The following is a 25,470-nucleotide window of genomic DNA, read 5'->3' as shown; positions in this document are numbered from 1 at the left end:
CCTTCTAAGTCAGACAGCGGTCGAGTCCGCCCATTGCATTATTCGTGTTCATTGATGGCTATCGTCTTAACGATCCGCTCGGGTTCTGGTCTTGCGAGGTCGACCGACAGCAGCCCGTTCTTCAAGTCCGCGCCAAGCACGTACATCCCCTCCGCCAGCACGAAGGTGCGCTGGAAGTGGCGCGCGGCGATGCCGCGATGGATGTATTGCCGGGTCTTGTCGTCCTGCTGGCGACCGCGGATGACGAGTTGATTTTCCTCAATAGTTACATCGAGTTGGTCGCGGGTGAAGCCCGCCACGGCCAGCGTGATGCGCAGCCTTTCGGGCTGGCCGCTACAGCGCTCGCATCGCTCGATGTTGTAGGGAGGATACCCGTCGGCGCCTTTCACGACGCGGTCGAGCGCACGCTCGATCTCGTCGAATCCCAGAAGGAACGGACTGGATAACGAAGGAACACGCGACATTCCAAAGTCCTCTCGAAGCGACTTTGCTCGGCTTCCGGCCCGGATGGACCTTCCGCCAAGGGCCCTTTCGGCGCCCTTCGCCGGAGGAGCGTTCCCGCCCGCCCAGCTTTTACGGATATGGCGATGTTTGGGCAGTTGTTCAAGACCGTGGCTGCCCGCGGGACAGGCCATGCACCACAAGCTGCTTGATGGAGAGAGGGGTGATGGAAAGGGGCGGTTGGTGGAGCCAGGCGGGATCGAACCGCCGACCTCTTGCATGCCATGCAAGCGCTCTCCCAGCTGAGCTATGGCCCCTTAGTCAAACCGCGTTCGGATGGGTCCGATGCGTCTGCCGATCGGAACCGGCCGTCTGGCCGTGCCCGTGAATCGTCAGGACCGACCTGAAACCACGTTTCAGGTCGTATCTCAAGTCTCTTGTCTCAGGATTCCTCGTCGCCGGAGACGTCGCCGATGATGTCGGTCACGTCTTCGTCTTCTTCCTCTTCATCGGGGATGAAGGTGGAATCGTCATCGTCGTCATCGATGGTGTCGTCGACCTCGATGTCGTCCTCGGATTCCGGCACCACGGCCTTGACCTTGCCGGTATTCTCCTCGGCGTCGGCCTCTTCCAGCGAGACCAATTCCTCCTCGTTCTCCGCAACCTCGGTTTCCTGCGAGGCTGTGGTGGCGGCGGCGCGTGCGGCGGCGTCATTGCGCGCACCACGGGGCGGTGCAACCGGCGCGATCGGCACGATTTCGCCCGTGTAGGGCGAGATCACCGGCGTCTTGTTGAGGTCGTAGAATTTTTTGCCCGTCACGGGGCAGGTGCGTTTGGTTCCGAGATCGGCTTTGGCCACGGGCGAAGATCCTGGGAATTTCGAAAAAAGCGGTGCTTCACTTGGGCGGTTGCGAGCGCTCTGTCAATAGTGCTCTGGGCGGCCCGCGCAGGGCGGGTGACGTATCCCGGCACCCATGGTAGGAGCCGTTCAAATTGTACAGGAATTCCGCCGTGAGCCAGTCCGTTGAGCCGACCCCCTTGGAAGCGCGAGGCGCCAGCCCGCTGACCGGAAAGGTCCGGGTGCCGGGCGACAAGTCGATCTCCCATCGGGCCCTGATCCTTGGGGCGCTCGCCGTCGGCGAAACGAAGATCACCGGCCTGTTAGAGGGCGAGGACGTCCTCAACACCGCCAAGGCGATGGCGGCGCTCGGTGCGAAGGTCGAGCGGACCGGCGAGGGCGCGTGGTCCGTGCACGGCGTCGGCGTCGGCGGTTTCAAGGCCCCTGACGCGCCGCTCGATTTCGGCAACAGCGGCACCGGCTGCCGGCTGGCGATGGGCGCGGTCGCGGGCTCGCCGATTGCGGCGACCTTCGACGGCGACGCCTCGCTGCGCTCGCGGCCGATGCGGCGGATTCTCGACCCATTAGAACTGATGGGCGCGCAGGTCTCGGGTGGCGACGGCAAGCGCCTGCCGTTGACGCTAACGGGCGCGCGCGATCCGATCCCGATGGCTTACCGCACGCCGGTGGCGTCGGCGCAGATCAAATCCGCCGTGCTGCTGGCGGGCCTGTCCGCGCCGGGCGTGACCACGGTGATGGAGACGGAAGCGAGCCGCGACCATACCGAGCTGATGCTGAAACAATTCGGCGCCGAGATCAGCGTCGAAAAGGAAGGCGAACACGGCCGCCGCATCATGCTCACCGGCCAGCCCGAGCTGCACGGGGCAAACGTCGCGGTGCCGGCCGATCCGTCCTCGGCGGCGTTTCCGCTGGTCGCGGCACTGATCGTGCCGGACTCGGATTTGACCCTCACCGATGTGATGACAAACCCGTTGCGGACCGGGCTTTTCACGACACTCAGGGAAATGGGCGCCTTGATCGAGGAGAGCGATGTGCGTGACGCCGGCGAGCCGATGGCGAACCTGCGCGTGCGTGCCTCAAAACTGCGCGGCGTCACCGTGCCGCCGGAGCGCGCGCCGTCGATGATCGACGAATATCTGGTGCTCGCGGTCGCCGCCGCGTTCGCGGAAGGCACAACGCGGATGCGCGGCCTGCAGGAATTGCGTGTGAAGGAATCCGACCGTCTGGAAGCGACCGCCGACATGCTGCGCGTCAACGGCGTCAAGGTCGAGATTTCCGGCGACGACCTGATCGTGCATGGCGAAGGTTTCGTGCCCGGCGGCGGGCTCGTCAAAACCCACATGGATCACCGCATCGCGATGTCGGCGCTGGTGATGGGCTGCGCGTCGGAAGCGCCGGTCAAAGTGGACGACACCGCGTTCATCGCCACGAGCTTCCCGGATTTCATTCCGATGATGCGCAGACTGGGAGCGGATTTCGCATGATCATCGCCATCGACGGCCCCGCGGCATCGGGCAAGGGGACGCTCGGCAAACGGCTCGCGCACCATTACGGCTTCCGCCATCTCGACACCGGCGTGATCTATCGCGCGGTGGCCCAGGCGCTCCTAGAAGCGGGCGCGGCGCTGACCGACGAGGCCGCGGCGGTCGCGGCGGCGATGGAACTCGACCCGGAAAAATTCGGCAATCCCGTGCTCAAGACCCAGACGGTCGGCGATGCCGCATCCGTGGTGTCCGCGATCCCGAAGGTGCGCGAGGTGCTGCTCAATTTCCAGCGCCAGTTCGCCGCCGGCCCGCCCGGCGCGGTGCTCGACGGCCGCGACATCGGCACCGTGATCTGCCCCGACGCCGACGTGAAGATTTTCGTCGTCGCCGATCCAAAAGTGCGCGCGCATCGCCGCACGCTGGAGGCGCGCGGACGCGGCGAGGCCGCCGACGAGGCGCTGGTGCTCGCCGACATCCTCAAGCGCGACGAGCGCGACAAGAACCGCGCCACGGCGCCGCTGAAATGCGCGCCCGACGCCCATGTGCTGGACAATTCCAACCTCGACATCGAAGGCGGCGTGCGCGCCGCGATCGCGATCATCGAAAAGGTCCGCACCGCGCGGTAAGACGGTTCCCTCCGCTAGGGGCCGCACAGGGCCAAAACAGCCCGAAACCGCGCTCAAAAGGCCGTTTCCGGGTCATCCGCTGCGATTCCGGCCTTGCCCCAAAAGGCGTGGAGGGCTATATCGCCCCGGTTCGGGTTGCTCGACAGGATCGAGGCCATTCCCGAGCGGGCCGGCACGGTTGATCCCTGCCGTCATTGGAGGACAGCCCGCTCTGAAGGTCTTTGAGGTCGAATTTTTTTAAGACCCGCGACAAAAATCATCGCATCGCTCGTGCAGGCACCGGCCGGCCCGTTCTCGTGAACCGTGAAGGTTGGCGAGGCGGTCGTCAAAGGTCGCGGAACCTTTGGCCCTTCATGCGCAATGCGTTCATCAACCCACTGTCGGCCAACCGCATCTGGAGAATCCATGGCTTCGACTGCATCTTCCTATAACCCGAGCCGCGACGATTTCGCGGCGATGCTCGATGAATCCTTTTCGGGCGGCAACCTTCAGGAAAGCTCTGTCATCAAGGGCAAGGTTGTGGCGATCGAGAAGGACATGGCCGTCATCGACGTCGGCCTGAAGACCGAAGGCCGCGTGGCGCTTCGCGAATTCAACGGCCCCGGCCGTGAGAACACCCTCAAGGTCGGCGACGAAGTCGAAGTCTTCCTGGACCGGATCGAAAACGCTCTCGGCGAAGCCGTGCTGTCGCGCGACAAGGCGCGCCGCGAAGAAAGCTGGGGCAAGCTCGAGAAGGCGTTCAACGCCAACGAGAAGGTTCACGGTGTCATCTTCAATCAGGTCAAGGGCGGCTTCACGGTCGACCTCGACGGCGCCGTGGCGTTCCTGCCGCGCTCGCAGGTCGATATCCGTCCGATCCGCGACGTCGCGCCGCTGATGAACAACCCGCAGCCGTTCCAGATCCTCAAGATGGATCGCCGCCGCGGCAACATCGTCGTCTCCCGCCGCACGGTTCTCGAAGAGACCCGCGCCGAGCAGCGCCAGGAGCTGGTGCAGAACCTCGAAGAGGGTCAGGTGATCGACGGCGTCGTCAAGAACATCACCGATTACGGTGCGTTCGTTGACCTCGGCGGCATCGACGGCCTGCTGCACGTCACCGACATCGCGTGGCGCCGCGTCAACCATCCGACCGAGGTTCTCACCATCGGCCAGACGGTGAAGGTCAAGATCATCAAGATTAACCACGAGACCCACCGCATCTCGCTCGGCATGAAGCAGTTGCTGGACGATCCGTGGCAGGGCATCGAGGCGAAGTATCCGCTCAACGCCCGCGTCACCGGCCGCGTCACCAACATCACCGACTACGGCGCGTTCGTCGAACTGGAGCCGGGCATCGAAGGCCTGATCCACGTCTCGGAGATGTCGTGGACCAAGAAGAACATGCACCCCGGCAAGATCGTTTCGACCTCGCAGGAAGTCGAAGTGCAGGTGCTGGAAGTGGATTCGGCCAAGCGCCGCATCTCGCTCGGTCTCAAGCAGACCATGCGCAATCCGTGGGAAGTGTTCGTCGAGAAGTTCCCGGTCGGCTCGACCGTGGAAGGCGAGGTCAAGAACAAGACCGAGTTCGGTCTGTTCCTGGGTCTCGACGGCGACGTCGACGGCATGGTGCATCTGTCCGACCTCGACTGGAAGCAGCCGGGCGAGCAGGTGATCGACAACTTCAAGAAGGGCGACATGGTCAAGGCCGTGGTGCTCGATGTCGATGTCGAGAAGGAGCGTATCTCGCTCGGCGTGAAGCAGCTCGAAGGCGACCCCTTCGCCGAGCCGGGCGACGTCAAGAAGGGCGCGGTCGTGACCTGCGAGATTCTCGACGTCAAGGATGCCGGCATCGACGTGCAGATCGCCGGTACCGACTTCACCACCTTCATCAAGCGCTCCGAGCTTGCTCGCGACCGCAACGACCAGCGCGCCGAACGCTTCGCCGTCGGTGAGAAGGTCGATGCCCGCGTCATCCAGTTCGACAAGAAGGCCCGCAAGGTCCAGGTGTCGATCAAGGCGCTCGAAGTGGCCGAGGAGAAGGAAGCCATCGCGCAGTACGGGTCTTCGGATTCGGGTGCGACGCTCGGCGACATTCTCGGCAACGCGCTGAAGAAGCGCGAGAAGTAAGCCTGTTTCAGGCGTTTCTTCCATCAGTTGCAAAGGGCCCCGGTTTCCGGGGCCCTTTTTGTTTGAGTGATTGGGGGCGGCACCGTGGCTGAAGGTGACTGTGGCCGGATCGGGACAAGCCCGGTGATGACACATCGAGAAATCGCGGGCGGCCTCAATACCTTCAAATTACCCGGCAATTGATGTATCGAAGTCACTCAATCGCAAGCATTGAGCGGGGATAACGCGCCGCCCACCGGAGAACCGCATGTCGTTCGAGTCCGACCTGATCGTTGACCGCCGCCGCATTCGCCGCAAGCTGACGTTCTGGCGCGTGGTCAGTGGCCTGCTCGTCATCCTGGCGGTGGTTGGCGGCGGAATGCTGCTCACGCCTGCCGGACGTCAGGCGCTGACCGGCAAAAGCGCCATCGCGCGGGTCAAAATCGAAGGGCTGATCCGCAGCAACGACGAGCGCGTCGCAGCACTGGAGCGGCTGGAGAAGTCGGACGCCGCCGCCGTCATCGTGCACATCAATTCGCCCGGCGGCACCACGGCGGGCTCCGAGCAATTGTTCGACGCGCTGACGCGGCTGAAAGCGAAGAAGCCGCTGGTCGTCGTGATCGAGGGGCTTGGCGCGTCGGGGGCCTACATCACCGCGCTGGCGTCGGATCACATCATCGCGCAGCAGACCTCGCTGGTCGGCTCGATCGGCGTGCTGTTTCAGTTCCCGAACTTCACCGATCTGTTGAAGACCGTCGGCGTCAAGGTCGAGGAGGTGAAGTCGGCACCGCTGAAGGCCGCGCCGAACGGCTACGAGCCGACTTCGCCGGAAGCGCGCGCCGCGCTCGACGCGCTGGTGAAGGATTCCTTCGCGTGGTTCAAGGATCTGGTGAAGACGCGGCGGCACATGGACGATGCCACGCTTCAGACCGTCTCCGACGGGCGCGTATTCACCGGCAGGCAAGCGATGGGGCTGAAGCTGGTCGACGAACTCGGCGACGAGAAGACCGCGGTGAAATGGCTGCAAGCCCAGAACAAGATCAAGGGCGACCTGCCGGTGCGCGATTACAAGCTCTCACCGCGCTTTTCCGACATGACATTCCTGCGCGCGGCGGCGGCTACGACGCTTGAATCGCTCGGGCTGCCCACGGTGGCGCGGTTTGTCGGCGGAAATGGCGCCGCCAGCCTCAGTGAGCAGTTGCAACTCGAAGGCATGCTGGCATTGTGGCGGCCAGCAGGCACGAATTGAATGTCTGAATCGTGTTTCATCGCTCCGGCGGCCTGTGTGCCGGGGCGAATGCTTTCAATTGTCACGCAAAATCGCTCTCGTCTTGGGCGTTATGCGACTTGACAGTTCAAGGCTTTTTCAAGGAAATGTCACCCGCAACGACCGCGAGCCCCCGAACCGATGATCAAATCAGAACTCGTTCAGCGCATTGCCGAGCATAATCCGCACCTCTACCAGAGAGACGTGGAGAACATCGTCAACGCGATCCTCGAGGAAATTGTCTCGGCGCTATCGCGTGGTGATCGTGTCGAGTTGCGAGGTTTCGGCGCATTTTCGGTGAAGCACCGCCCGGCGCGCGCGGGCCGCAATCCGCGCACCGGCGAGCATGTCCCCGTCGAGCAGAAGAGCGTGCCGTTCTTCAAGACCGGCAAGGAAATGCGCGAACGGCTGAACCGCAACGGCCACGACGAGGAAGCCGCGGCGTCCTCCTGATCGTTCGCGCGGCGTTCTCGCGCGCTGATACGCCGGACCATTCGGAAAGGGCGGGATGCGTAAGATCGTCAACACCGTGGTGATCGTACCGCTCGCGCTGGTGTTGCTCGCCTTCGCGCTCGCCAACCGCCGTTTCGTCACCCTGTCGTTCAACCCCTTCGACCCCAGCGATCCCGCGCTGGCGCTGACCCTGCCGCTGTTCGTCGTCATTATCGCCTCGGTGATGCTGGGCGTGCTGGCGGGTGGTCTCGCGGTCTGGTTCGGGCAGCGCCGCCACCGCAAGGCGGTCCGCCGGCTGGAGGCGGAGGCCGCGCAGACCCGCGCCGAGCTTGCGGAACTGCGGCGAAATGCGGCTTTTCCGGCCCCCGCACCCCGGCCCGGCGTCCCGCCGCTGGCCATTGCACAAGACAAGCAGCACGCGACGTTGTAGAACGCGCCTTCACTGCTTGGATCGCTTAAAATCAGCTCAAACCCCATGTCCCTGATCGTGAAAATCTGCGGCCTGTCCGAACCGGAGACGCTTGAGGCGGCTCTGGATGCGGGTGCCGACATGGTCGGGCTGGTGTTCTTTGCGCCTTCGCCCCGCAATGTCGATCTGGCGCACGCGGCGGAGTTGGCAGCGCGGGCGCGCGGGCGCGCGGAGATCGCGGCGCTCACCGTCGATGCCGACGCCAGGCTCATGGACGCGATCGCGGAGCAGGTTCGCCCCGACTGGTTTCAGTTGCATGGCGCTGAGACGCCCGAGGCCGCGGCGGCGATCCGCGAGACGTACGATACGCGGGTGATGAAGGCGATTGCGGTGGCAGCCCGCGCCGATCTCGGCAAGGTGGCGCCCTATGCGTCCGTCGTGGACCGCATCCTGTTCGATGCCCGCGCGCCGAAGGACGCCACGCGCCCCGGCGGGCTTGGCGTGCCGTTCGACTGGAACATTCTCGAGGGGCTCGATCTGGCCAAGCCGTTTGTGCTGTCGGGCGGACTGAACATGGGCAATCTCGCGCAGGCCGTCCGGATCGCGCGGCCGCACGGCGTCGATGTGTCCTCCGGTGTCGAGCGCGCGCTCGGCATCAAGGACGCCAACATGATCCGCGCCTTCATCGGCGCAGCACGCGGGGCCGAGGCCAGCCTGCGCACGGCAACCGCCAATGCGGGATAATTTCGCGGCCTCGACACCGGTCGGGGCTTACAACAAGTAGAACGTGGATGACCGGAACGGGTTCGGTCATCGCCAGGGATAGTCATGAGTCTTCCAAAACCAAATTCCTTCCGTTCCGGCCCGGACGAGCGCGGCCATTTCGGCACTTTCGGCGGCCGCTTCGTCGCCGAAACGCTGATGCCGCTGATCCTCGATCTGGAAAAGGCCTATGCGCAGGCCAAGGCCGACCCGGCGTTTCAGAAGGAGATGAACGCCTATCTGAAGGACTATGTCGGCCGTCCGTCGCCTTTGTATTTCGCCGAACGGCTCACCGAACATCTCGGCGGCGCGAAAATCTATTTGAAGCGCGAGGAGCTGAACCACACCGGCTCGCATAAGGTCAACAACGTGCTCGGCCAGATCATGGTCGCGCGCCGCATGGGCAAGAAGCGCATCATCGCCGAGACCGGCGCGGGCCAGCACGGCGTTGCCACCGCAACGCTGTGCGCGCGGTTCGGACTTGAGTGCATCGTCTACATGGGCGCGGTCGATGTCGAGCGGCAGCAGCCGAACGTGATCCGCATGGAAATGCTCGGCGCCAAGGTGGTGCCGGTGCAGTCCGGCACCCGCACGCTGAAGGATGCGATGAACGATGCGCTGCGCGACTGGGTAACCAATGTCGCCACCACGTTCTATTGCATCGGTACGGTTGCGGGTCCGCATCCCTATCCAATGATGGTGCGCGACTTCCAGTCGGTGATCGGCGTTGAGACCCGCGCGCAGATGATGGAAGCCGAAGGCCGCCTGCCGGATTCGCTGGTCGCCTGCATCGGCGGCGGCTCCAACGCGATGGGGTTGTTTCATCCGTTCCTCGACGATCCTTCCGTCGAGATTTTCGGCGTCGAGGCGGCAGGCCATGGCCTCACCAATCTGCACGCGGCCTCGCTCGCGGGTGGCCGCCCCGGCGTGCTGCACGGCAATCGCACGTATCTCTTGATGGACGACGACGGCCAGATCCAGGACGCGCATTCGATTTCGGCGGGCCTCGATTATCCCGGCATCGGCCCCGAGCATGCATGGCTGTACGAGACCGGCCGCGTCACCTATCTGTCCGCGACCGACGAGGAGGCGCTGGCCGCGTTCCAGTTGCTGTCGCGGCTGGAAGGCATCATTCCGGCGCTGGAATCCGCGCACGCCATCGCCAAGCTCTCGGAGCTTGCGCCGAAGCGGCCGCGCGATCATCTGATGGTCGTCAATCTCTCCGGACGCGGCGACAAGGACGTGCCGCAGGTCGGCGATATTCTGCGGGGGCGCAAGTCATGACCACGCGCCTCGACACCCGTTTCGCCGAACTGAAGAAAGAGGGCCGCGCCGCGCTCGTCACTTTCGTGATGTGCGGCGATCCGGACCTCGCCACCTCGCTCGAAATTCTCAAGGCGCTGCCGAAGGCGGGCGCCGACGTGATCGAGATCGGCATGCCATTTACCGATCCGATGGCGGACGGCCCCGCGATTCAGGCGGCGGGCCTGCGCGCGCTGAAGGCCGGCACCACGCTGAAGAAGACGTTGCGGGTGGTGCGCGAATTCCGCGCGACCGAGCCCGCGACGCCTGTCGTGCTGATGGGCTATTACAATCCGATCTTCATCTACGGGGTCGACAAGTTTCTGGTGGATGCAAAAGCCGCTGGCGTCGATGGCTTGATCGTGGTCGATCTGCCGCCGGAGGAAGACGAAGAGCTTTGCATTCCGGCGCTGAAGGCTGGCGTGAACTTCATCCGTCTCGCGACGCCGACGACCGATGACAAGCGCCTGCCTGCGGTGCTCGCCAACACCTCGGGCTTTGTCTATTACGTCTCGATCACCGGCATCACCGGCTCGGCCTCCGCCGACGACAAGCAGGTCGGCGAGGCGGTGGCGCGGATCAAGCGCCATACCAAGCTGCCGGTCTGCGTCGGCTTCGGCATCCGCACGCCCGAGGCTGCGGCGCGCATCGCGCACCACTGTGAAGGCGCGGTGGTCGGTTCCGCGCTGATCGATGCGCTGCGCGCCACACTCGACGCCGACGGCAAGGCGAGCGCGAAGACGGTACCTGCGGTCACGGACCTCGTGGCGGCGCTGGCCGCCGGCGTGCGCGGGTTTAAGGCCGCCGCGCAATAGATTTATTTGAAAATGTTCGGGTTGCCCGGCCCGCGCCGGGCGTCCATATATCGGCTGAATTGAAGCGGGAGCCCGCCCATGAACTGGTTGACCGACGTCGTCCGTCCGAAAATCCGCAACATGATCCGTCGCGAGACGCCGGAGAATCTCTGGATCAAGTGTCCGGATTCAGGTCAGCTCGTGTTCTACAAGGATGTCGAGGCGAACCAGTTCGTCATTCCCGGCTCGAACTATCACATGCGCATGGGTGCGACCGCGCGGCTGAAGTCGGTGTTCGACAACGAGACGTGGTTCGATGTGGCGCTGCCGGATGTCGCGGCCGATCCGCTGAAGTTTCGTGATGAGCGCAAATATGCCGACCGCATCAAGGACGCGCGTGCCAAGACCGGCATGAACGACGCGGTGAAGGTCGGCTATGGCCGGATCGAAAGTACGCCCGCCGTGGTCGCGGTGCAGGATTTCGATTTCATGGGCGGCTCGCTTGGCATGGCGGCGGGCGAGGCCATCGTCAAGGGATTGCAGCTCGCGGTCGAGAAGCATGCGCCCTTCATCATGTTCGCAGCCTCCGGCGGCGCGCGGATGCAGGAAGGCATCCTGTCGCTGATGCAGATGCCGCGCACGACGGTCGCCATTCAATTGCTGCGCGAAGCCAAGCTGCCCTACATCGTGGTGCTGACCAACCCGACCACCGGCGGCGTTACCGCGTCCTACGCGATGCTGGGCGATGTGCAGCTCGCCGAGCCGGGCGCGCTGATAGGCTTCGCCGGCGCGCGCGTGATCGAGCAGACCATCCGCGAGAAATTGCCGGAAGGCTTCCAGCGGGCCGAATATCTCAAGGACCACGGCATGGTCGACATGGTGGTGCACCGCCATGATATGCGCGCCACGCTGGCGCGGCTGTGCCGCCTCCTGATGAAGGCGCCCGCGCCGCAGGCCGATCAGGCCGCCGCGCCGCGGCTGCCGGATGTCGAAGTGCTGCCGCCGGATTCGGCGGTGCCGTCATCAGCGTGAGCGCCGCCGCACCTGCGCGCCGCGAGCTCGACAATCTCCTGACGCGGCTGACGGCGCTGCATCCCAAGCGCATCGATCTCGATCTGTCGCGTATCCAGCGCATCCTCGCGGCGCTGGATCATCCCGAGCGCCGCCTGCCACCGGTGATCCATGTCGCGGGCACCAACGGTAAGGGCTCGACGGTCGCGTTCCTGCGCGCGATCTGTGAGGCGGCGGGCCTGCGCGTCCACGTCTACACCTCGCCGCATCTGGTGCGCATCAACGAGCGCTTTCGCATCGCGGGCGTGCTTGCGACCGACGCGCAGCTCGAGGATGCGTTTGCCCAGTGCGAGCGCGCCAATGGCGGCGCGCCGATCACGCTGTTTGAAATCGAGACCGCCGCAGCCTTCGTGCTGTTCTCGCAGCACATCGCGGATCTGGTCCTGCTCGAGGTCGGCCTCGGCGGCAGGCTGGATGCGACCAATGTTGTCGATGAGCCGCTGGCGAGTGTGATTACGCCCATCGGTATGGATCATCCCGAATTCCTCGGCGATACGCTGATCAAGATCGCGGGCGAGAAGGCAGGCATCATCAAGCGCGGCGTGCCGGTGATCTCGGCCGAGCAGCAGGCTGAAGCGCAGGCCGTGATCGAGCAGACCGCGCGGAAGATGCGCGCGCCGCTATTTTCCGCGACACAAGAATGGCATGTCGGCGTCGAGCACGGGCGGCTTGTCTATCACGATGAGCGCGGCCTGCTCGATCTCGCGGCCCCCCGCCTGTTCGGCCGCCACCAGTTCGACAATGCCGGGCTTGCGATTGCCACGCTGCGCGCCATCGATTCCTTGACCATCGAGCCTGCCGCGTTCGAGCAGGGCATTGCGCGCGCCGAGTGGCCCGCACGAATGCAGCGGCTGCCCGCAGGCGCGTTGTTCGCGCACGCGCCGGAAGGCTGCGAGTTGTGGCTCGACGGCGGCCACAACGCCGATGGCGGGCGCGTCACGGCGGCGGCGCTGGCCGACCTCGGCGAGCGCATCGAGCGTCCCGTGGTGCTGATTGTCGGCATGATGGGCAACAAGGACGCGCGGGCCTTTCTCGCGAACTTCTCGGGCTTGACCCGTCATGTGGTCGCGGTGCCCATTCCTGAGAATGACAATGCGATGGAGCCGGAGGAACTCGCGGCCGTCGCGCGCGCGCAGGAAATGCGCGCCGATGTCGCGCCCGGCGTGGCCGAGGCATTGAGTTTCATTGCCTCGATGGCCTACGAGACCCCGCCACGCATCCTCATCACCGGCTCGCTCTATCTCGCGGGCCATGTGCTGGCGGAGAACGGCACGCTGCCGACCTAAACCGCAAAACAAAACGGCCGGTGAAATCACCGGCCGTTGTTTTAATCCGGATATGCGCGCGGCTTACACCGCAGCGGTGATCCACTGTTGCAGCTTCTGCTTCGGCGCGGCGCCGACCTGACGGGAGGCCATCTCGCCGCCCTTGAAGATCATCAGGGTCGGAATCGACATCACGCCATACTTCGACGCGGTCTTCGGGCTCTCGTCGACGTTGAGCTTGACGATCTTGACCTTGTCGCCCATCGCGCCTGCGATCTCGTCGAGCGCCGGAGCGATCATGCGGCAGGGGCCGCACCACTCCGCCCAGAAATCCACTACGACCGGACCTTCCGCCTTGAGAACTTCAGCCTCGAAGTCGGTATCCGAAACTTTGCCTACGCCCATGATCTGCCTCGTTGATGAAGGCGCCGAATTGAGAATCGGCGCCCGTTTGATTGGCGCAAACGTATGAATGCCCTTCAACCCGGTCAAGGCTGGCAAAGCGTCCGTGTTGCTGCTATGCCGAATCGCCGGGCGTAATATTGTGTAATGATATCAATGGCTAGGTTGTATCCCCGGACAAGGCCGCCGCCAGCCCTGAGTCCAACGTCGCAGATGGGACCTCGACCATCCGCGCGGTTTCCGTCCACAGCAGCGCGCCGCGAATGGTCCTGTCGGGATAGAGTTTCGCGAGCACCGCGCGGTACAGCGCGAGCTGGCGGACATAATGCGGCGGTGTTTCCGCGCGCGGCGCGGGACCGGTCTTGTAATCGACGATGATAATATCGTGTGGCGTAATCACGAGGCGGTCGATCTGCCCTGACACCCGCACGATCTTGTTCCCGATATCGATCCGGCCTGCGATCGAGACTTCCGCGCGGCTGCCCGGCGCGAACAGCGCGGCAAATTGCGACTCTCCGATCAGATCGACGACCTGTTGCGCGAGCTGATTGAGGTCGTCCTGGTTAAATCCATCCTGCGCATGGCGGGCGAGAAAACGCTCCGCCGCCGCCTTGCGCTGATCGGACGCGATGTCCGGCAGCGATTGCAGCAGCCGATGCACCCACTGGCCGCGCAGTCGTGCGCGCTGGCGCAGGAGCGCCGCTTCGGGCGCCAGCGTGGGCAGGGACACATCGTCGCTCGCATCGGATGGCGCGATTGATCGTTCGCGCGGAATCTCCAGCGGCGCGTTCGCGCGCAGCCAGTCCGGCAGCGGCGCGGGCGCGGCGGGCTTTGCCGCCACGTCCTCTGTGGCCTTGGGCTCGACATCGCCCGCGCGGGTGTAGCGCCTGACGGGACCGAAGGGCGTTTCGATTTCCGTCATGACAAGGGGCGAGGCACCAAGCCCTTTGTCGATCAGATCGTACCATGACAGCTCGCGCACATTGTTGCGATTACCGGGCTTGCAGCCGCCGACGATCAGCCGTTCGGCGGCGCGCGTCATCGCGACATAGAGCAGGCGGCGGTATTCGTGCTCGGTGTCGTCGCGCATCGCGGCGCGCGCCTGCGCTACGGCTTCTGTGTCGTCGCGCTTCGCGCCAGCCCACAATACGACGTCGCCAGGCCCGGCATTGCCGTGCGCCATGCGGATCAGCTTCAGGCGCTGCGTATCCGAAGGCGAGGTGGTGGTATCGACCAGAAACACCACGGAAGCCTCGAGGCCCTTCGCGCCGTGCACGGTCATGACGCGAACCTCGTCGCGCAGGATCTCCATGTCGCGCTTCACTTCGGTGTCGGCGGCGCGCAGCCATGCGATGAAGCCCTGCAGCGAGGCCGCGGCCTTGCGTTCATAGCTCAGCGCGAGTTCGAGAAATTCGTCGAGCGCATCGTTCGCTTCCGGTCCGAGCCTGCGCAAAATGCTCGCCCGCCCTCCGCTGCCGCCGCCTTCACCGCCGAGCAACCATGCGAAAAAGGCGAATGGTGTGAGGCGCGCAAAACGCTGCTCGCATTGCATGAGGAAATCGTTTGCCGATTTCAATTTCGGCAATGTGTCCGCATGCGCCTGCAATGCCGCGCGCAGAGAGCCGGTGCGGGCAGGCGCGATGGCGAGGAGGTCATCGTCATCGAGCCCGAACAACGGGCTTTTCAGTGCCACCGCCAGCGCGAGATCATCTTGTGGGAGCAACAGCGCATCGGCGAGATGCATCAGGTCGATCACCGCGATGTGCTCGGTGAGTTTGAGCCGATCCGCGCCCGCGACCGGGATGCCCGCATGCTTGAGCGCCTGAATGACCGCATCGAAGGTCGTGCCGCGCCGCCGGACTAGAACCATCACGTCGCCGTAACGCAATTTGCGGCGGTGGCCCGTAGTGCCGGTCATGGTGCCCGCGTCGATCAGCGCCTTGATCTCGGCGGTCACGCGGCGCGCGAGCTTCACATCTGGGCTGGTGGTGGAGATCGTATCGAACGGCGCATCCCAGCCCTCGATCTCCTTGCGCGTATCCGGTTCTTCCAGATTCCATAATTCGACCATCGCGGGTGCGGCGTCGGGCAGCGCGTCGTGGACCGGATAGGCGTCGTCATTATGGATGCTTTTGTAGATCGCCTGCTCCCGGAACACGTAGTCGACCGAGTCGAGGATCGCGGCACCCGAGCGGAACGAATGCTTGAACGACACCGATTCGAAGGCAAGTTTCGCGTGGGCGTGGCGCGTCATCATCGCGCGGCGGCGCAAATCGAATTCGCGCGGAGCCGCGCCCTGAAACGAGAAGATCGACTGCTTCTCGTCGCCGACCGCGAACACGGTACGACGAATGTCGCGCGCACCCGCGCCCGCGGTGAATTCGGAGACGAAGCTCTCGATGATGTCCCATTGCCGCGGGCTTGTGTCCTGCGCCTCGTCGATCAGCACGTGGTCGATACCGCGGTCGAGCTTGAAATGCACCCAGGAGGCGTAGCCGCCGGTCAGCATCGTGTGGGTCTTGTCGATCAGATCGTCATAATCCAAGAGGCCGCGCGCCTGCTTCTCGCGGCGGTAGTGCGCCGCGACCGCGCTTGCGATCACCAGGAGTGCATGGGTGCGGTCGCGCTGGATCACGGCGCGGCGCTGTTCGTCGAGTTGAAGGAGGCGCGGCTGTTCCTGCATGAGCGCGGCGGCCAGCGCACCTTGCGCGGCGGCGAGCGCCTTGGTCATCAGCGTTTTGCGGGCGCCGCCTTCGCCTGTGATGAACAGGCTGAGATATTCATCAAGCTGCGCTTCGCCTGACAAAGCTGCTGCGGCTCGCAGGCGGGCGCCTTGCGTGGCGTCGCTCTTGCCGCCTTGCTCGAAGGCCTCCGCCGCCGCGAGCCAGCGGCGGCGCGGCAGATGCGGGCCATCGACCATCTCGCGCTCGATGGCGTCAAGCTGCGCGTCGGAGGTGACACCGAGCGCGCGGCAGACCTGAATCATCGCGGCATCGATGCTGCCCGCGCCGTCCGCCCACGCCATGAAATGCTCGCGGCTCAGGCACGCCTCATGCACCACCTCCTTGAAGGTAACGTCGGCGGCCTGCGCCATGGCGAAAGCGAGCGCGCGGCCGAGCGCGCCGTCCGGTGTGCGCGCGGCCTCCAGCAGAACCGCGAGATTGGCGCGCTCCATCATGTCGGTCTGGTCGCGCTCGTCGAGCACCGCGAAGTGCGCGGGCACGTTGGCCTCGAACGGAAACTGCTGCAGCAGGCGGGTGCAGAGCGCATGGATGGTCTGCACCTTCAGCCCGCCCGGCGTTTCCAGCGCGCAGGCGAACAGTTTGCGTGCTCGCGCGCGCACGTCGCGCGTGACCTGTGCGCCGGAATTGCGGATCGCGGCGTCCAGCTCATCGTCGGAGAGAGCGACCCATTTCCCTAAGGTGTCAAACACGCGCTGCGCCATGTTGGCGGCGGCGGCCTTGGTGAAGGTGATACAGAGAATCTTTTCCGGCGCGACATCGTCGAGCAGCAGGCGGATCACGCGGTTGACGAGCACGTAAGTTTTGCCCGACCCCGCATTGGCGGCGACGAAGGCGGAGGATTGCGGGTGCGAGGCGCGCAACTGCGCTTCGCGGACGGCTTCCGGAATATTGGCGCGCGGCTTGCTCATTCGCCACCTCCGCCGAGATGGCCCGCGACCGACCATTCCTTGATGCGCGCGAGGTCGTCATAGGTGCCGTAGCGGTTCGACCACATCGCAAGGTCGAGCGAGGTATAGGCCTGCTCGGGGTTCTCGAATTTTTTGATCAGCGCCGTCAGCTTCGCGAGCGCCTCGTCGGCGGCATCGTCCGGCAATTGCAGTTCGTCGCCGCGCGCGATGCGCAGATCGACGATCTTCTCTTCGCCGGCCGGGTTGTTGCCGTTGAGCCGGACGTAGACAAGTTCACTGACGCTGGCGCGAGCCGGGAACGGTTTGAATCCCCCGCCGCGCAGGATCGCGGCCTCCAGCGTGAGCTGCGGCGCGAGACCAAGCCGCACCTGCTTGCCGCTCGGCGGCGTGCCCGTCTTGTAATCGACGATTGCGAAGGTGCGATCGCTGCGATACTCGATGCGGTCGGCGCGTGCGCTCAGAATGAAGCGGCGTCCGTTCGCGAGCGGAATCGGAATCTCGCCGCGCAACTCGGCGGCGATCTCGGTGATGTCCTCGCGGCGTTTGATTTCCCATCCGGCAAACCATTCCGCGATGCGCAGGAAGCGCGGCCACCACAGCGCCCGGGCCTCGGGATGCTCCATCAGCGCCGCGAAATGCCGTTCCCCGAAAGACCGCAGTTCTGCCGCAATATTGCCCGGCAGGTTTTTGCTGTGCGCTTCGGTGAAATCCCCGAGTGCATTATGGATCGCGGAGCCGCGATCCGCAGCGGTCAGAGGAAGATCGATCGGATCGAGTGGCGTGAGATTCAAAATGCGCTTGGCGAAGATCGTATAAGGATCGCGCAGCCAGTCCTCGATCTCCGTCACCGACATCTGCAACGGTCGCAGCGTCACCGGCGGCTTTGGCGCAGGCTGTGCAATCGGCTGAATACTATCGGGATGATCGAGCGCTTCGGCGTAGCGGATATAACGCGCGCCCCGTTCAAGCGCTGCGTCCCACGCCTCCGGCTTTGCAATTGCCTTCATCCGGTGGAGGAAACGCGAGGCGACCGATGGCGCGCCGCCAGCCTTGGCGGCGTGAGTGAGGATCACATCCTCCGCGCCGAGCAGTTGCGCGAAATCGTGCGCGGTGAGGCCGATGCGCCGTTCCGGCAGATCGAGGCCGAGATCGTGGCGCATCGGCCGCGATAGCCACGGATCGATGCGCGGTGCAGGTGGCCACACGCCTTCAACAAGGCCGCCGAGAATCACGCGGTCGCATTGCGTGAGGCGCGCTTCCAAGAGACCGTAAATCCGCAACGATGCATCTTCGTTTTGCGGCCGCCGCACCACGCCACTGGCAAAAGCGGTCGCGAACAAATCGGGATAATCTGCAATCTCAAGCGTGATGTGCGTTTGCGCGGGGGAAGTCGCATCTTCGCTGGGCAGAAGCAGTTCGTCGAAAGCTTGCGCAAGTTGCTGGCCGTCATGGCCGTCGAAGACAGCGATGCGGCTATCGTCAGACGTGGACAGACGGATCAGCGTTTCGCGATGGAGCTGCGCCAGTGTCGCGAGGTCATGCGCGCCACGCGCGATGTTTTCCAGCGGCGTGAGTGCTTCCGTAAGCGCAACGAGAAGGCGCACAATGCCATCGATGTCGTCCTGTGTCAGCCGGCAGCGCGGCTCGGAGCGATGCAGCGCGGAGTGCTCCTTACGTCGTGCTTTGCCCCATTCATCAACGAACCACGCAAAGGCCGCCTGCAATCCTTCGCAGCCGGGCGCCGGACGGGTGCCGCGCAGCACCGCGAGTTCGAGATCGTGGACCGTTTTGGTCCATGTGCCTTCCGCCTGCCCCAGCCGCAGCAGTGGATGTTTGAGCAAGGCGAGCAGCGTCGGCGGCGACAGCCCGGTTGTGATCGTCTCCGCCGCAATGCGCGCGAAGATGCCGGCGGGCGTATCCATCAGCGAGTCGCCGCCGGAATCGTCGAACGTCAGTTTCCAGCGGCCGAGCGCGGCCATCACGCGGCGTGCCAGCGCGCGATCCGGCGTCACCAGCGCAGCCGTTTTGTTTTTCTGCCGCGCTTCCCGCATCGCGACCGCGATGGCGAGCGCTTCCATTTCCGGATTGGCGGCCTCGACGATGGTGAGAGTTTCAAAACCGCTTGCGATGCGCGCGGCAACGTCCTGCTCGGCAAGGCGATCATGCCATTGCGAGGTCTCGGTGGCAGGCCGCATCGCTTCGGACGCGAGCAACTCGCGGCCATGCGAGGCAGGTTCGGCGAGTGGGATCACGTCGCGCCGTTCCAGTCCGAGCAACTCCAGCAGGCCATGCAGCGCATACTGCGGATGGCTCGACAAGGGATGTTCGGTGAAGCGTCCCTCGGAATCGCGTATGCCGCCAATTGCGCGCCATGACTCGCTGTCGAGATCGATGTCGAGTCCCGGCAGCACGACAGCACCCTGCGGATGTTTCGCGATGGCATGCAGGAATTTCGCGGTGGACGGCATCGAGCCGGTCGAGCCTGCGGCAATGAACGGGCCGGGTAATGTCGCGATCCGCGCGGCTTCCGTCTCAATCAAAAGATCGCGGCGGCGCGCTGGCTCAATGAGGTTCTGTTCACCGAGATAAGCAGGCCACGCGTCCTTGGCGATCTTGAGGAAGTCGAGCGTGAGTTGCCAATACCGGTCGAGATCGTCCGGCACGAGATTGTCGAGCGCGCTCCAGTCGACGCCGCGCGTGGTCATGTCGTCGATCAGACGTGCAAGATCGTCGGCCAAAGCGAGCGTCGATGCAGGTCCGCCCGCGACCAGAGGTGCGGCTGCAAGCTCACGCGAGCCGAGCCGCTTGGCCCACGCATCCACAAGGCGCATCAGCACCAGCCGGCGCGGCAGGCCATCCAGCGCTTCCGGCACGGCGAGCGAGAAAAATTCGACGGCCTCACCTCGCGCGAAGTCGAGTTCGTCTTCGTCGACATGGCCGAGGGCGACAATGCGCGGCAGCAGCACGGCATCCTGTCCCATGACGTCGAGAAAAATCTCGCGCGCCATGCGGCAGGCGCGCTGGGTCGGCAGATAGAGCGTTGCCTGTGCCAGGCGTTCGGGTGCTTCGCGCGCGCGAAAGCCATCGATCAGGCGACCGTCGACCAGCGCGCTCAAAAGCGTGCGCAGAAATGGTGCCGATGAGGGAATGTTGGAAACGCGCATGAAGGATTCCACTGACGGCCAAGCGGATCACGGCCGGGCAGGGTTTGTCGAGAGAATATAGGAAATCAGGCCGCGCTGGCCAAAAACGCTTTTTCCGCCGCCGCGATGGCGTCCGGCGTGCCGACATGCATCCACACGCCCTCCAGCCGCAGGCCGAACAGCCGCTCCCGCGCAGCCGCTTCATCGAACAGCTTTGTGAGTGAGAATTCGCCTTGTGGCGCGCCCTTGAAGATCGTGGGCGAGAGGATCGCGACACCCGCATAGACGAACGGCACCACATGCTGCTCCCTGCGCCGTTGCAGGCGGCCATCCGTCAGCATGGTGAAATCGCCAGCCCCGTCATAACCGATGCTGCCGGTGGTCGGCGCCATCAGCAGCAGAATATCCATCCGCGCGGGATCGAAGGCATCGGCGAGGCGCTGGAGATTCGGGGTGACGCTGTCGATCCACAACGTGTCGGCGTTGAGATGGAAGAACGGATCGGTGCCGAGCAGCGGCAGTGCTTTGACCACGCCACCGCCGGTGCCGAGCACTTCGTTGCGCTCATCGGAGATGACTACCTTCGGCTTTTGCCGCGCGGCGGTGTGCGCGATGATCTGCTCGCCGAGATAGTGCACGTTGACGACGGCCTTATCGACGCCTGCTTCTGCGAGGCGGTCCAGCACATGATCGAGCAGCGGCTTGCCCGCGACCTCGACCAGCGGCTTTGGCTTGTGGTCGGTCAGCGGCCGCATCCTTGTGCCGAAACCAGCGGCAAGCACCATGGCGGTATGAGGCTGAAAAGGCATCGTCGTCTCTCAAGCGAATCGCCGGATGATCTGGGCGAAGCCTAGAGCATCGCAGCGCGGCCTGTCATCACCAAGCGTGACGCAGGGCGTTGAACCGCTGTAATTCGCTTCTGTGACGGCAATGCGACTCCTGCGCGGAGGATGCGCAGGATCAGATTTCGACGACCTGATTGCTGTTGCTGTTCTTGCGCGTGGTGGCGCCGCGGCGCTTCGGGTCCTGCTTGAGGAACTGCACGCCGATCTGTTCGCCGTTCACCCAGCAGAGTTCGCAACGACGATAGGCAAGGCCGGTCGAAGACAACAGCAGGAAGAATTCCTTCAGCGCCAGTCCTTCCACGTTGCCTTGCACCGTGAGCTTTGCACCGGATTCGGAAATATCCTCGACGAGGCAGCTTCGGCGCCATGTGCCGTCGATGCCCATCATATGAGCTGCAAAGCCGCGTTCGAAAACGACTCGCTCGCCTTTGCGTCGTTCTGTTGCCATTCGGGGTCTCCGCCCGTTGTGTCTTGCGGCCGGTATGACAGCAGCAAGACGATGCCGCCAAAAATACCGTCAGGCGACCTAATGGCGCGTAAATTTTCGTTTCAAATGCGATCGATAGGGGGCGGGACGTTCGCCGTAAACCAATCCTTAAGGCTGTTCAGGGCGGGGTGAGCGAAAGCCCGCTGTAGATAGCCCCATATCCGGGGCTGATGCCGCAGATATTGCGGTTTGCCGTCACGGCGGTTGAGCCGTGCGAAGGTGCCGAGCAGGCGCGTATTCCGTTGCGCGGACATGATGGCGTACTGCTCGGCGAAGCTTGCGGCGTCGAATGCCGGATTTGTCTGACGCCGTGCGGCGACGTAGCGGCCGAGCAGCGGAATTTCCACGGTATCGGGCACGTCGATCCGCGCATCCTGCAGCAGCGACACGAGATCATAGGCTTCCGGCCCCATCACCGCGTCCTGGAAGTCGAGCAGGCCGACGCGACTGGTGTCCTTGCGTCCGCTCAGCCAGATCAGGTTCGGCGAGTGGAAATCGCGTAGCATCCAGGTCTTGCGCGTCGTATCAAATCGGCCGAGCAGGTCCTTCCAGATCACGAGGAAGTCGGCATGCATCATGCCGCTCAGCGTCACACCGTGATCGGGGAGATACCAGTCCAGCATCAATCCGACTTCGACCATCATCGCCTCGAAGTCGAACTGCGGGATCTGATAAGTGATCTTGGGTGCGAGCGGCAGCGTGTCGGGCAGGTCGATGCCGTGAAGTGCGGCCAGCATCGTGGCGGCGGCCTGATAACGTTCGACTATGGGGGCGGGCGGTTCGCCCTGCACGAAGGTCGCGCCACCGAGGTCCTCGAGCAGCAGAAAACCCGCGTCGAGATCGGCGTGATACACCGCGGGCGCGGAGAAACCCTGACGGCGAAGGCCGTTGGCGAGCGCGACGAAGGGACGGACATCTTCGGCGAGATGCACGGCGGCGCTGTAGGATTTGCCGTTGTGGATCGCGGGGCCGTCGGGGCGTGGCGGCGAATTCATCAGTACCAGCGAGCCCTGGTCGCCAATCACGCGCGCATAAGAGCGCGTCGAGGCATCGCCCGCCATGCGCTGCCGGTCAGAGGTAGCATGGCCGGACAGATTGAGGAAACGCCGCAGCGCGGCGAGGCGCGCGACCTTGGCGATGGCCTCGCCGTGCCCGGTGATCTCGGCGGCGCGCGCCGACGAGCCGAGCGAAGGCCTGTGGCTGAAGGCGATGTCGATGCGGTCGTCCGGCATCGCTTCGGGAGCGCGTTCGGGCCACTCGATCAGCGCCAGAGTGCCTTCAGGCAGCGGCGACAGGCCGATCTCCTCCAGCTCTGTCGCGTCGGCGATGCGATAGAGATCCGCATGCAGTACGGGATAGGGCGGCAGATCGTAGGTTTGCGTCAGCGTGAAGGTCGGGCTCGGGACTTCATAGGCCTCGTCGCCCGCCAGATAGCGGATCATCGCGCGCGCCGCGGTCGTCTTGCCCGCGCCGAGATCGCCGGACAGCGTGATGGTATCGCCGGGGCCGACCAGCAGCGCGAGATCGGCCATCAGGTGGGCCGTCGCGATCTCATTGGGAAGGGCAACCGAGAAGGATGATGGTTCGTTCATTCGGCAGCGCTGCGATGGGCGGTCTGGTCGGCGGGAAATTCGCACGTCACCGTAGTGCCTTCACCCACCACCGAGTCAACCCTCACCCGGCCGCCATGCAGTTCGACAAAGGAGCGCACCAGCGACAGGCCAAGCCCTGCGCCACGGTGACGCGAGCCGTTGGCGCGGCTCTCGAACCAGTCGAACACCTTGTCGCGCACGTCATCCGGAATGCCGGGACCAGCGTCGGCGACGGCGCAGCAGATGAGGCCGTTCTCACGCCATGCGTTGAGGCGGACTGTGCCATTGGTGGGCGAAAAACCGATCGCGTTGGCGAGCAGGTTGTAGAAAATCTGCACGATGCGCCGCTCATCGGCGATGAAGCCTGCGGCGGAGGGATCGATATCAATCACGAGCCGGATGTTGTCGTGCACCAGGCGATCCTGCAGCCCGGCGGTCGCTTCCTCGACGGTCTTGCGCAGATCGACTGGCCCGAGGTCGAGTGTCATCGCGCCCGCATTGATAGTGGCGAGATCGAGGATGTTGTTGATGATCGCGAGCAGCGCGTTGGTCGAGGTGGTAATGTAGTTGAGATACTCGCTCTGCTTCACCGTCATCGGCCCGGTCGCGGGGTCGCTGAGGAAGTGGGCGAAGCCGATGATGGTGGTCAGCGGCGAGCGCAGTTCGTAAGAAACGTGGTGGACGAAATCCACCTTCATCTGGTCGGCGGCCTCCAGCGCATCGTTACGTTCACGCAACGCGCGCTCCACGTTCACGCTGTCGGTGACGTCCTGGAAGGCCAGCATGGTGGCGCCGTCAGGCAGCGGAATCGTGGTGCAGTCGAGCACGCTGCCGTCTTTGCGCTCGATCCGGGTTTGCAGCGCGGTGCGGCTGTCGATGCCGGTGATAGCGGCGCGAATGGCTTGCCAGGTTGCGGCATCCTCGAACAGCGGCCTGCACCATTGCTCGATGGTCTCGATGTGAGGCTGCTGCTGAAGCGCTTCGGTTGAGAGTTTCCAGAGCTGCGCGAATGGCGGGTTGAACAACTGCGCGCGGCCATTGCCGCCGAACACCGCCACCGCTTCGGACAAATTGTCTAGCGTTTCGCGCTGGACGCGCAGCAGCCCGTCGTGCTGGCGCTGCAGCTTGAGGCTCTCGGTGACATCATCGAACAGGTAGGTCACGCCGCCTTCGGGATTGGGCGTGGTGACGATGCTGACCGCGCGCCCGTCCGGCAAGTACCAGGTTTCCTTGGCGGGTTCGATGGCGCGGTAGGCTTCGTGCAGGCGAGCCTTCCAGGCGCGGAAATCGGGCTGCTCGGGAATCTTGCGCTCGGCGCGCAGCTTTTCCAGTACGCTGGAATCGCTCGGGTTGGAATCGAGGAAAGCGCGGTCGAGATCCCACAGCCTGCGATAGGAATCGTTGTAGAAGGCGAGGCGTTTGTCGGCATCGAACACGGCGACGCCGGACGACAATTGATCGAGCATCCGCCGGTGCGCATCCGCCATGCGCATCAGTGCGTCCTTGAACGCGACGGTCTCGCTGCAATCGATCGCCACGCCGACGCTGCCATCGGTGACGTTGTAGGCGAACACATCGAAGATGCGCCGCTCGCCGCCGATTGCGACCGGCAGACGCGCGCGATAAGGCTTGCCCTCGGCAAGCGCCTGGCGCATCGCGGCGCGGTCCTCGCTGTCGAGTAGTTCGACACCGCGCTCAATGGCGTCGGAGGGGTTTGCTGCTTCCGCCGCTCGGGCGTAGGCGGCATTCGCATAGCGCAGCGTGCCGTTGGCGCGCCGCGCCCACAGAGGTTGCGGGATTTCGGCGGCGAAGGCGCGCAATGCGTCGGTTTCTTCGATGAGATGCAGATGACGCTGCGTCATCTCCGCGAGTTCGAGCCGCACGCCACTCAATTCGCGAATGCGCACGATGGCCTGTCCGCCGACCGCACGCCCTATCGCCTCGATGGCGCGGCCGTTCGAGGCCGACATTGTCAGCAGGAAGCTTTCGCCGCGCTCGCGCAGAGCATCGACGGCATGATCCATCGCAAGCGCCTGCTCGGGCAAAAGCCAGGTGCCGAACGCCAGAACGCGCTGGGCGGACGTAGCCTGGCCCTGTGGCATCAGCAGCGCGATGTCGCCGGTGATGTCGGGCCGCTCGTCGCCGGCGGACCACGCGATCAGCACCTGCGGCTCGGCAAACAGCAAGGCGCGCAGGCGATCGGATTCATGCTGCAGCGATTGATTGTCGGCGCGCAGTTGCGCCTCCATCGCTTCCGCGCGCAGCCGCGTACGCATCAAAAGGATCGCTGACACCACCGAGAAGCAGAGCACGGAGGCCGACAGCGCGAGCCCCGTAATTTCAGGCCGGTTCAGGTTACCGAGGATGGCGAGTGTGGTGTCGATGGCGCCATTCCCCGCGGCATGTGCAGGCAGCGTTCCTGCGAGGATGGCGAAGCCGCCCTGCACGATCGACGTGCATGACAACAAGCTTCGACGCATCGTCCGGAGGACGCCTGACATTCTTGATTCTCAACCACCGCCCGCGAATCA

At 64.4% G+C, this 25,470-nt stretch carries 20 protein-coding genes and 1 tRNA gene; 11 read left to right on the top strand and 10 right to left on the bottom strand.

What is annotated here, in order from left to right; all coding sequences use genetic code 11:
- Positions 1-38 precede the first annotated feature (38 nt).
- The 3 genes from AC1RNA_RS03880 to AC1RNA_RS03870 form a co-directional block, all read right to left on the bottom strand.
- Positions 39-464, bottom strand: coding sequence for an Hsp20 family protein (locus AC1RNA_RS03880; RefSeq protein WP_009338756.1), 426 nt, complete (start codon positions 462-464; stop codon positions 39-41).
- 218 nt (positions 465-682) lie between these two features.
- Positions 683-758 (bottom strand) — tRNA-Ala (locus AC1RNA_RS03875).
- Between the two features lie 125 nt (positions 759-883).
- Positions 884-1,300 carry a TIGR02300 family protein gene (locus AC1RNA_RS03870; RefSeq protein ID WP_009338757.1) on the bottom strand — a complete coding sequence of 139 codons (417 nt, stop codon included), beginning with the start codon at positions 1,298-1,300 and terminating at the stop codon, positions 884-886.
- A 152-nt stretch (positions 1,301-1,452) separates the two neighbouring features.
- On the opposite strand from AC1RNA_RS03870, the gene aroA reads away from it, so the two are divergent.
- From aroA to AC1RNA_RS03815, 11 genes are all read left to right on the top strand, one after another.
- Entirely contained in the window at positions 1,453-2,784 is a 1,332-nt protein-coding gene (aroA, locus tag AC1RNA_RS03865) for a 3-phosphoshikimate 1-carboxyvinyltransferase (RefSeq protein WP_492950325.1), read from the top strand.
- Positions 2,781-3,410, top strand: a complete 630-nt coding sequence (gene cmk / locus AC1RNA_RS03860) for a (d)CMP kinase (RefSeq protein ID WP_492950324.1) — start codon at positions 2,781-2,783, stop codon at positions 3,408-3,410. The genes aroA and cmk overlap by 4 nt, the downstream gene beginning before the upstream one ends.
- A gap of 405 nt (positions 3,411-3,815) precedes the next feature.
- Positions 3,816-5,516, top strand: a complete 1,701-nt coding sequence (rpsA, locus tag AC1RNA_RS03855) for a 30S ribosomal protein S1 (protein ID WP_009338760.1) — start codon at positions 3,816-3,818, stop codon at positions 5,514-5,516.
- A gap of 247 nt (positions 5,517-5,763) precedes the next feature.
- Positions 5,764-6,744, top strand: a complete 981-nt coding sequence (sppA, locus tag AC1RNA_RS03850) for a signal peptide peptidase SppA (protein WP_009338761.1) — start codon at positions 5,764-5,766, stop codon at positions 6,742-6,744.
- A 159-nt stretch (positions 6,745-6,903) separates the two neighbouring features.
- Entirely contained in the window at positions 6,904-7,215 is a 312-nt protein-coding gene (locus AC1RNA_RS03845) for an integration host factor subunit beta (RefSeq protein WP_009338762.1), read from the top strand.
- A 55-nt stretch (positions 7,216-7,270) separates the two neighbouring features.
- Positions 7,271-7,645: a LapA family protein gene (locus tag AC1RNA_RS03840; protein WP_009338763.1), complete on the top strand. Its 375-nt coding sequence runs from the start codon at positions 7,271-7,273 to the stop codon at positions 7,643-7,645.
- 45 nt (positions 7,646-7,690) lie between these two features.
- A complete protein-coding gene (locus AC1RNA_RS03835; RefSeq protein WP_492950323.1) occupies positions 7,691-8,368 on the top strand; it encodes a phosphoribosylanthranilate isomerase in 678 nt (225 codons plus the stop codon).
- Between the two features lie 84 nt (positions 8,369-8,452).
- Positions 8,453-9,670 carry a tryptophan synthase subunit beta gene (gene trpB, locus AC1RNA_RS03830; protein WP_492950322.1) on the top strand — a complete coding sequence of 406 codons (1,218 nt, stop codon included), beginning with the start codon at positions 8,453-8,455 and terminating at the stop codon, positions 9,668-9,670.
- On the top strand, positions 9,667-10,503 hold the full coding sequence (trpA, locus tag AC1RNA_RS03825) for a tryptophan synthase subunit alpha (RefSeq protein ID WP_492950321.1): 837 nt from the start codon (positions 9,667-9,669) through the stop codon (positions 10,501-10,503). Before trpB ends, trpA begins: the two co-directional genes overlap by 4 nt.
- 78 nt (positions 10,504-10,581) lie before the next feature.
- Positions 10,582-11,514: an acetyl-CoA carboxylase, carboxyltransferase subunit beta gene (accD, locus tag AC1RNA_RS03820; protein ID WP_492950320.1), complete on the top strand. Its 933-nt coding sequence runs from the start codon at positions 10,582-10,584 to the stop codon at positions 11,512-11,514.
- The gene (locus AC1RNA_RS03815; RefSeq protein ID WP_492950319.1) at positions 11,511-12,839 is read left to right on the top strand and encodes a bifunctional folylpolyglutamate synthase/dihydrofolate synthase; all 1,329 of its coding nucleotides are present in this window, start codon (positions 11,511-11,513) and stop codon (positions 12,837-12,839) included. The genes accD and AC1RNA_RS03815 overlap by 4 nt, the downstream gene beginning before the upstream one ends.
- Before the next feature lie 63 nt (positions 12,840-12,902).
- On the opposite strand, the gene trxA is transcribed toward AC1RNA_RS03815, so the two are convergent.
- The 7 genes from trxA to AC1RNA_RS03780 all read right to left on the bottom strand — a co-directional run bounded on the left by trxA (position 12,903) and on the right by AC1RNA_RS03780 (position 25,440).
- Positions 12,903-13,223, bottom strand: coding sequence for a thioredoxin (gene trxA / locus AC1RNA_RS03810; protein ID WP_002717684.1), 321 nt, complete (start codon positions 13,221-13,223; stop codon positions 12,903-12,905).
- A gap of 157 nt (positions 13,224-13,380) precedes the next feature.
- A complete protein-coding gene (addA, locus tag AC1RNA_RS03805; protein ID WP_492950318.1) occupies positions 13,381-16,872 on the bottom strand; it encodes a double-strand break repair helicase AddA in 3,492 nt (1,163 codons plus the stop codon).
- Positions 16,869-20,036 (bottom strand): double-strand break repair protein AddB, encoded by a 3,168-nt coding sequence (addB, locus tag AC1RNA_RS03800; RefSeq protein ID WP_492950317.1) that lies wholly within the window; start codon positions 20,034-20,036, stop codon positions 16,869-16,871. The genes addA and addB overlap by 4 nt, the downstream gene beginning before the upstream one ends.
- Before the next feature lie 65 nt (positions 20,037-20,101).
- Complete coding sequence (locus tag AC1RNA_RS03795; protein ID WP_492950316.1) at positions 20,102-20,824, bottom strand: nucleotidyltransferase family protein; 723 nt, start codon at positions 20,822-20,824, stop codon at positions 20,102-20,104.
- Between the two features lie 151 nt (positions 20,825-20,975).
- Positions 20,976-21,308, bottom strand: a complete 333-nt coding sequence (locus AC1RNA_RS03790) for a PilZ domain-containing protein (protein WP_009338772.1) — start codon at positions 21,306-21,308, stop codon at positions 20,976-20,978.
- A 101-nt stretch (positions 21,309-21,409) separates the two neighbouring features.
- Complete coding sequence (gene tsaE / locus AC1RNA_RS03785) at positions 21,410-22,939, bottom strand: tRNA (adenosine(37)-N6)-threonylcarbamoyltransferase complex ATPase subunit type 1 TsaE (protein ID WP_492950315.1); 1,530 nt, start codon at positions 22,937-22,939, stop codon at positions 21,410-21,412.
- The gene (locus tag AC1RNA_RS03780; protein ID WP_048757703.1) at positions 22,936-25,440 is read right to left on the bottom strand and encodes a sensor histidine kinase; all 2,505 of its coding nucleotides are present in this window, start codon (positions 25,438-25,440) and stop codon (positions 22,936-22,938) included. The genes tsaE and AC1RNA_RS03780 overlap by 4 nt, the downstream gene beginning before the upstream one ends.
- Between the last annotated feature and the right edge of the window lie 30 nt (positions 25,441-25,470).

It is taken from the genome of Afipia sp. GW821-FHT14H12 (assembly GCF_058803465.1).
The sequence above is the reverse complement of the archived record's forward strand: the minus strand, read 5'-3'. Positions and strand labels throughout refer to the sequence as shown.

What these genes read in the sequence shown, in the direction of transcription:
- AC1RNA_RS03880 (WP_009338756.1), bottom strand. Translation starts at nt 464, where the DNA reads ATGTCGCGTGTTCCTTCGTTATCCAGTCCGTTCCTTCTGGGATTCGAC.
- cmk (WP_492950324.1), top strand. Translation starts at nt 2,781, where the DNA reads ATGATCATCGCCATCGACGGCCCCGCGGCATCGGGCAAGGGGACGCTC.
- rpsA (WP_009338760.1), top strand. Translation starts at nt 3,816, where the DNA reads ATGGCTTCGACTGCATCTTCCTATAACCCGAGCCGCGACGATTTCGCG.
- sppA (WP_009338761.1), top strand. Translation starts at nt 5,764, where the DNA reads ATGTCGTTCGAGTCCGACCTGATCGTTGACCGCCGCCGCATTCGCCGC.
- AC1RNA_RS03845 (WP_009338762.1), top strand. Translation starts at nt 6,904, where the DNA reads ATGATCAAATCAGAACTCGTTCAGCGCATTGCCGAGCATAATCCGCAC.
- AC1RNA_RS03840 (WP_009338763.1), top strand. Translation starts at nt 7,271, where the DNA reads ATGCGTAAGATCGTCAACACCGTGGTGATCGTACCGCTCGCGCTGGTG.
- AC1RNA_RS03835 (WP_492950323.1), top strand. Translation starts at nt 7,691, where the DNA reads ATGTCCCTGATCGTGAAAATCTGCGGCCTGTCCGAACCGGAGACGCTT.
- trpB (WP_492950322.1), top strand. Translation starts at nt 8,453, where the DNA reads ATGAGTCTTCCAAAACCAAATTCCTTCCGTTCCGGCCCGGACGAGCGC.
- trpA (WP_492950321.1), top strand. Translation starts at nt 9,667, where the DNA reads ATGACCACGCGCCTCGACACCCGTTTCGCCGAACTGAAGAAAGAGGGC.
- accD (WP_492950320.1), top strand. Translation starts at nt 10,582, where the DNA reads ATGAACTGGTTGACCGACGTCGTCCGTCCGAAAATCCGCAACATGATC.
- trxA (WP_002717684.1), bottom strand. Translation starts at nt 13,223, where the DNA reads ATGGGCGTAGGCAAAGTTTCGGATACCGACTTCGAGGCTGAAGTTCTC.
- addA (WP_492950318.1), bottom strand. Translation starts at nt 16,872, where the DNA reads ATGAGCAAGCCGCGCGCCAATATTCCGGAAGCCGTCCGCGAAGCGCAG.
- addB (WP_492950317.1), bottom strand. Translation starts at nt 20,036, where the DNA reads ATGCGCGTTTCCAACATTCCCTCATCGGCACCATTTCTGCGCACGCTT.
- AC1RNA_RS03795 (WP_492950316.1), bottom strand. Translation starts at nt 20,824, where the DNA reads ATGCCTTTTCAGCCTCATACCGCCATGGTGCTTGCCGCTGGTTTCGGC.
- AC1RNA_RS03790 (WP_009338772.1), bottom strand. Translation starts at nt 21,308, where the DNA reads ATGGCAACAGAACGACGCAAAGGCGAGCGAGTCGTTTTCGAACGCGGC.
- tsaE (WP_492950315.1), bottom strand. Translation starts at nt 22,939, where the DNA reads ATGAACGAACCATCATCCTTCTCGGTTGCCCTTCCCAATGAGATCGCG.
- AC1RNA_RS03780 (WP_048757703.1), bottom strand. Translation starts at nt 25,440, where the DNA reads ATGTCAGGCGTCCTCCGGACGATGCGTCGAAGCTTGTTGTCATGCACG.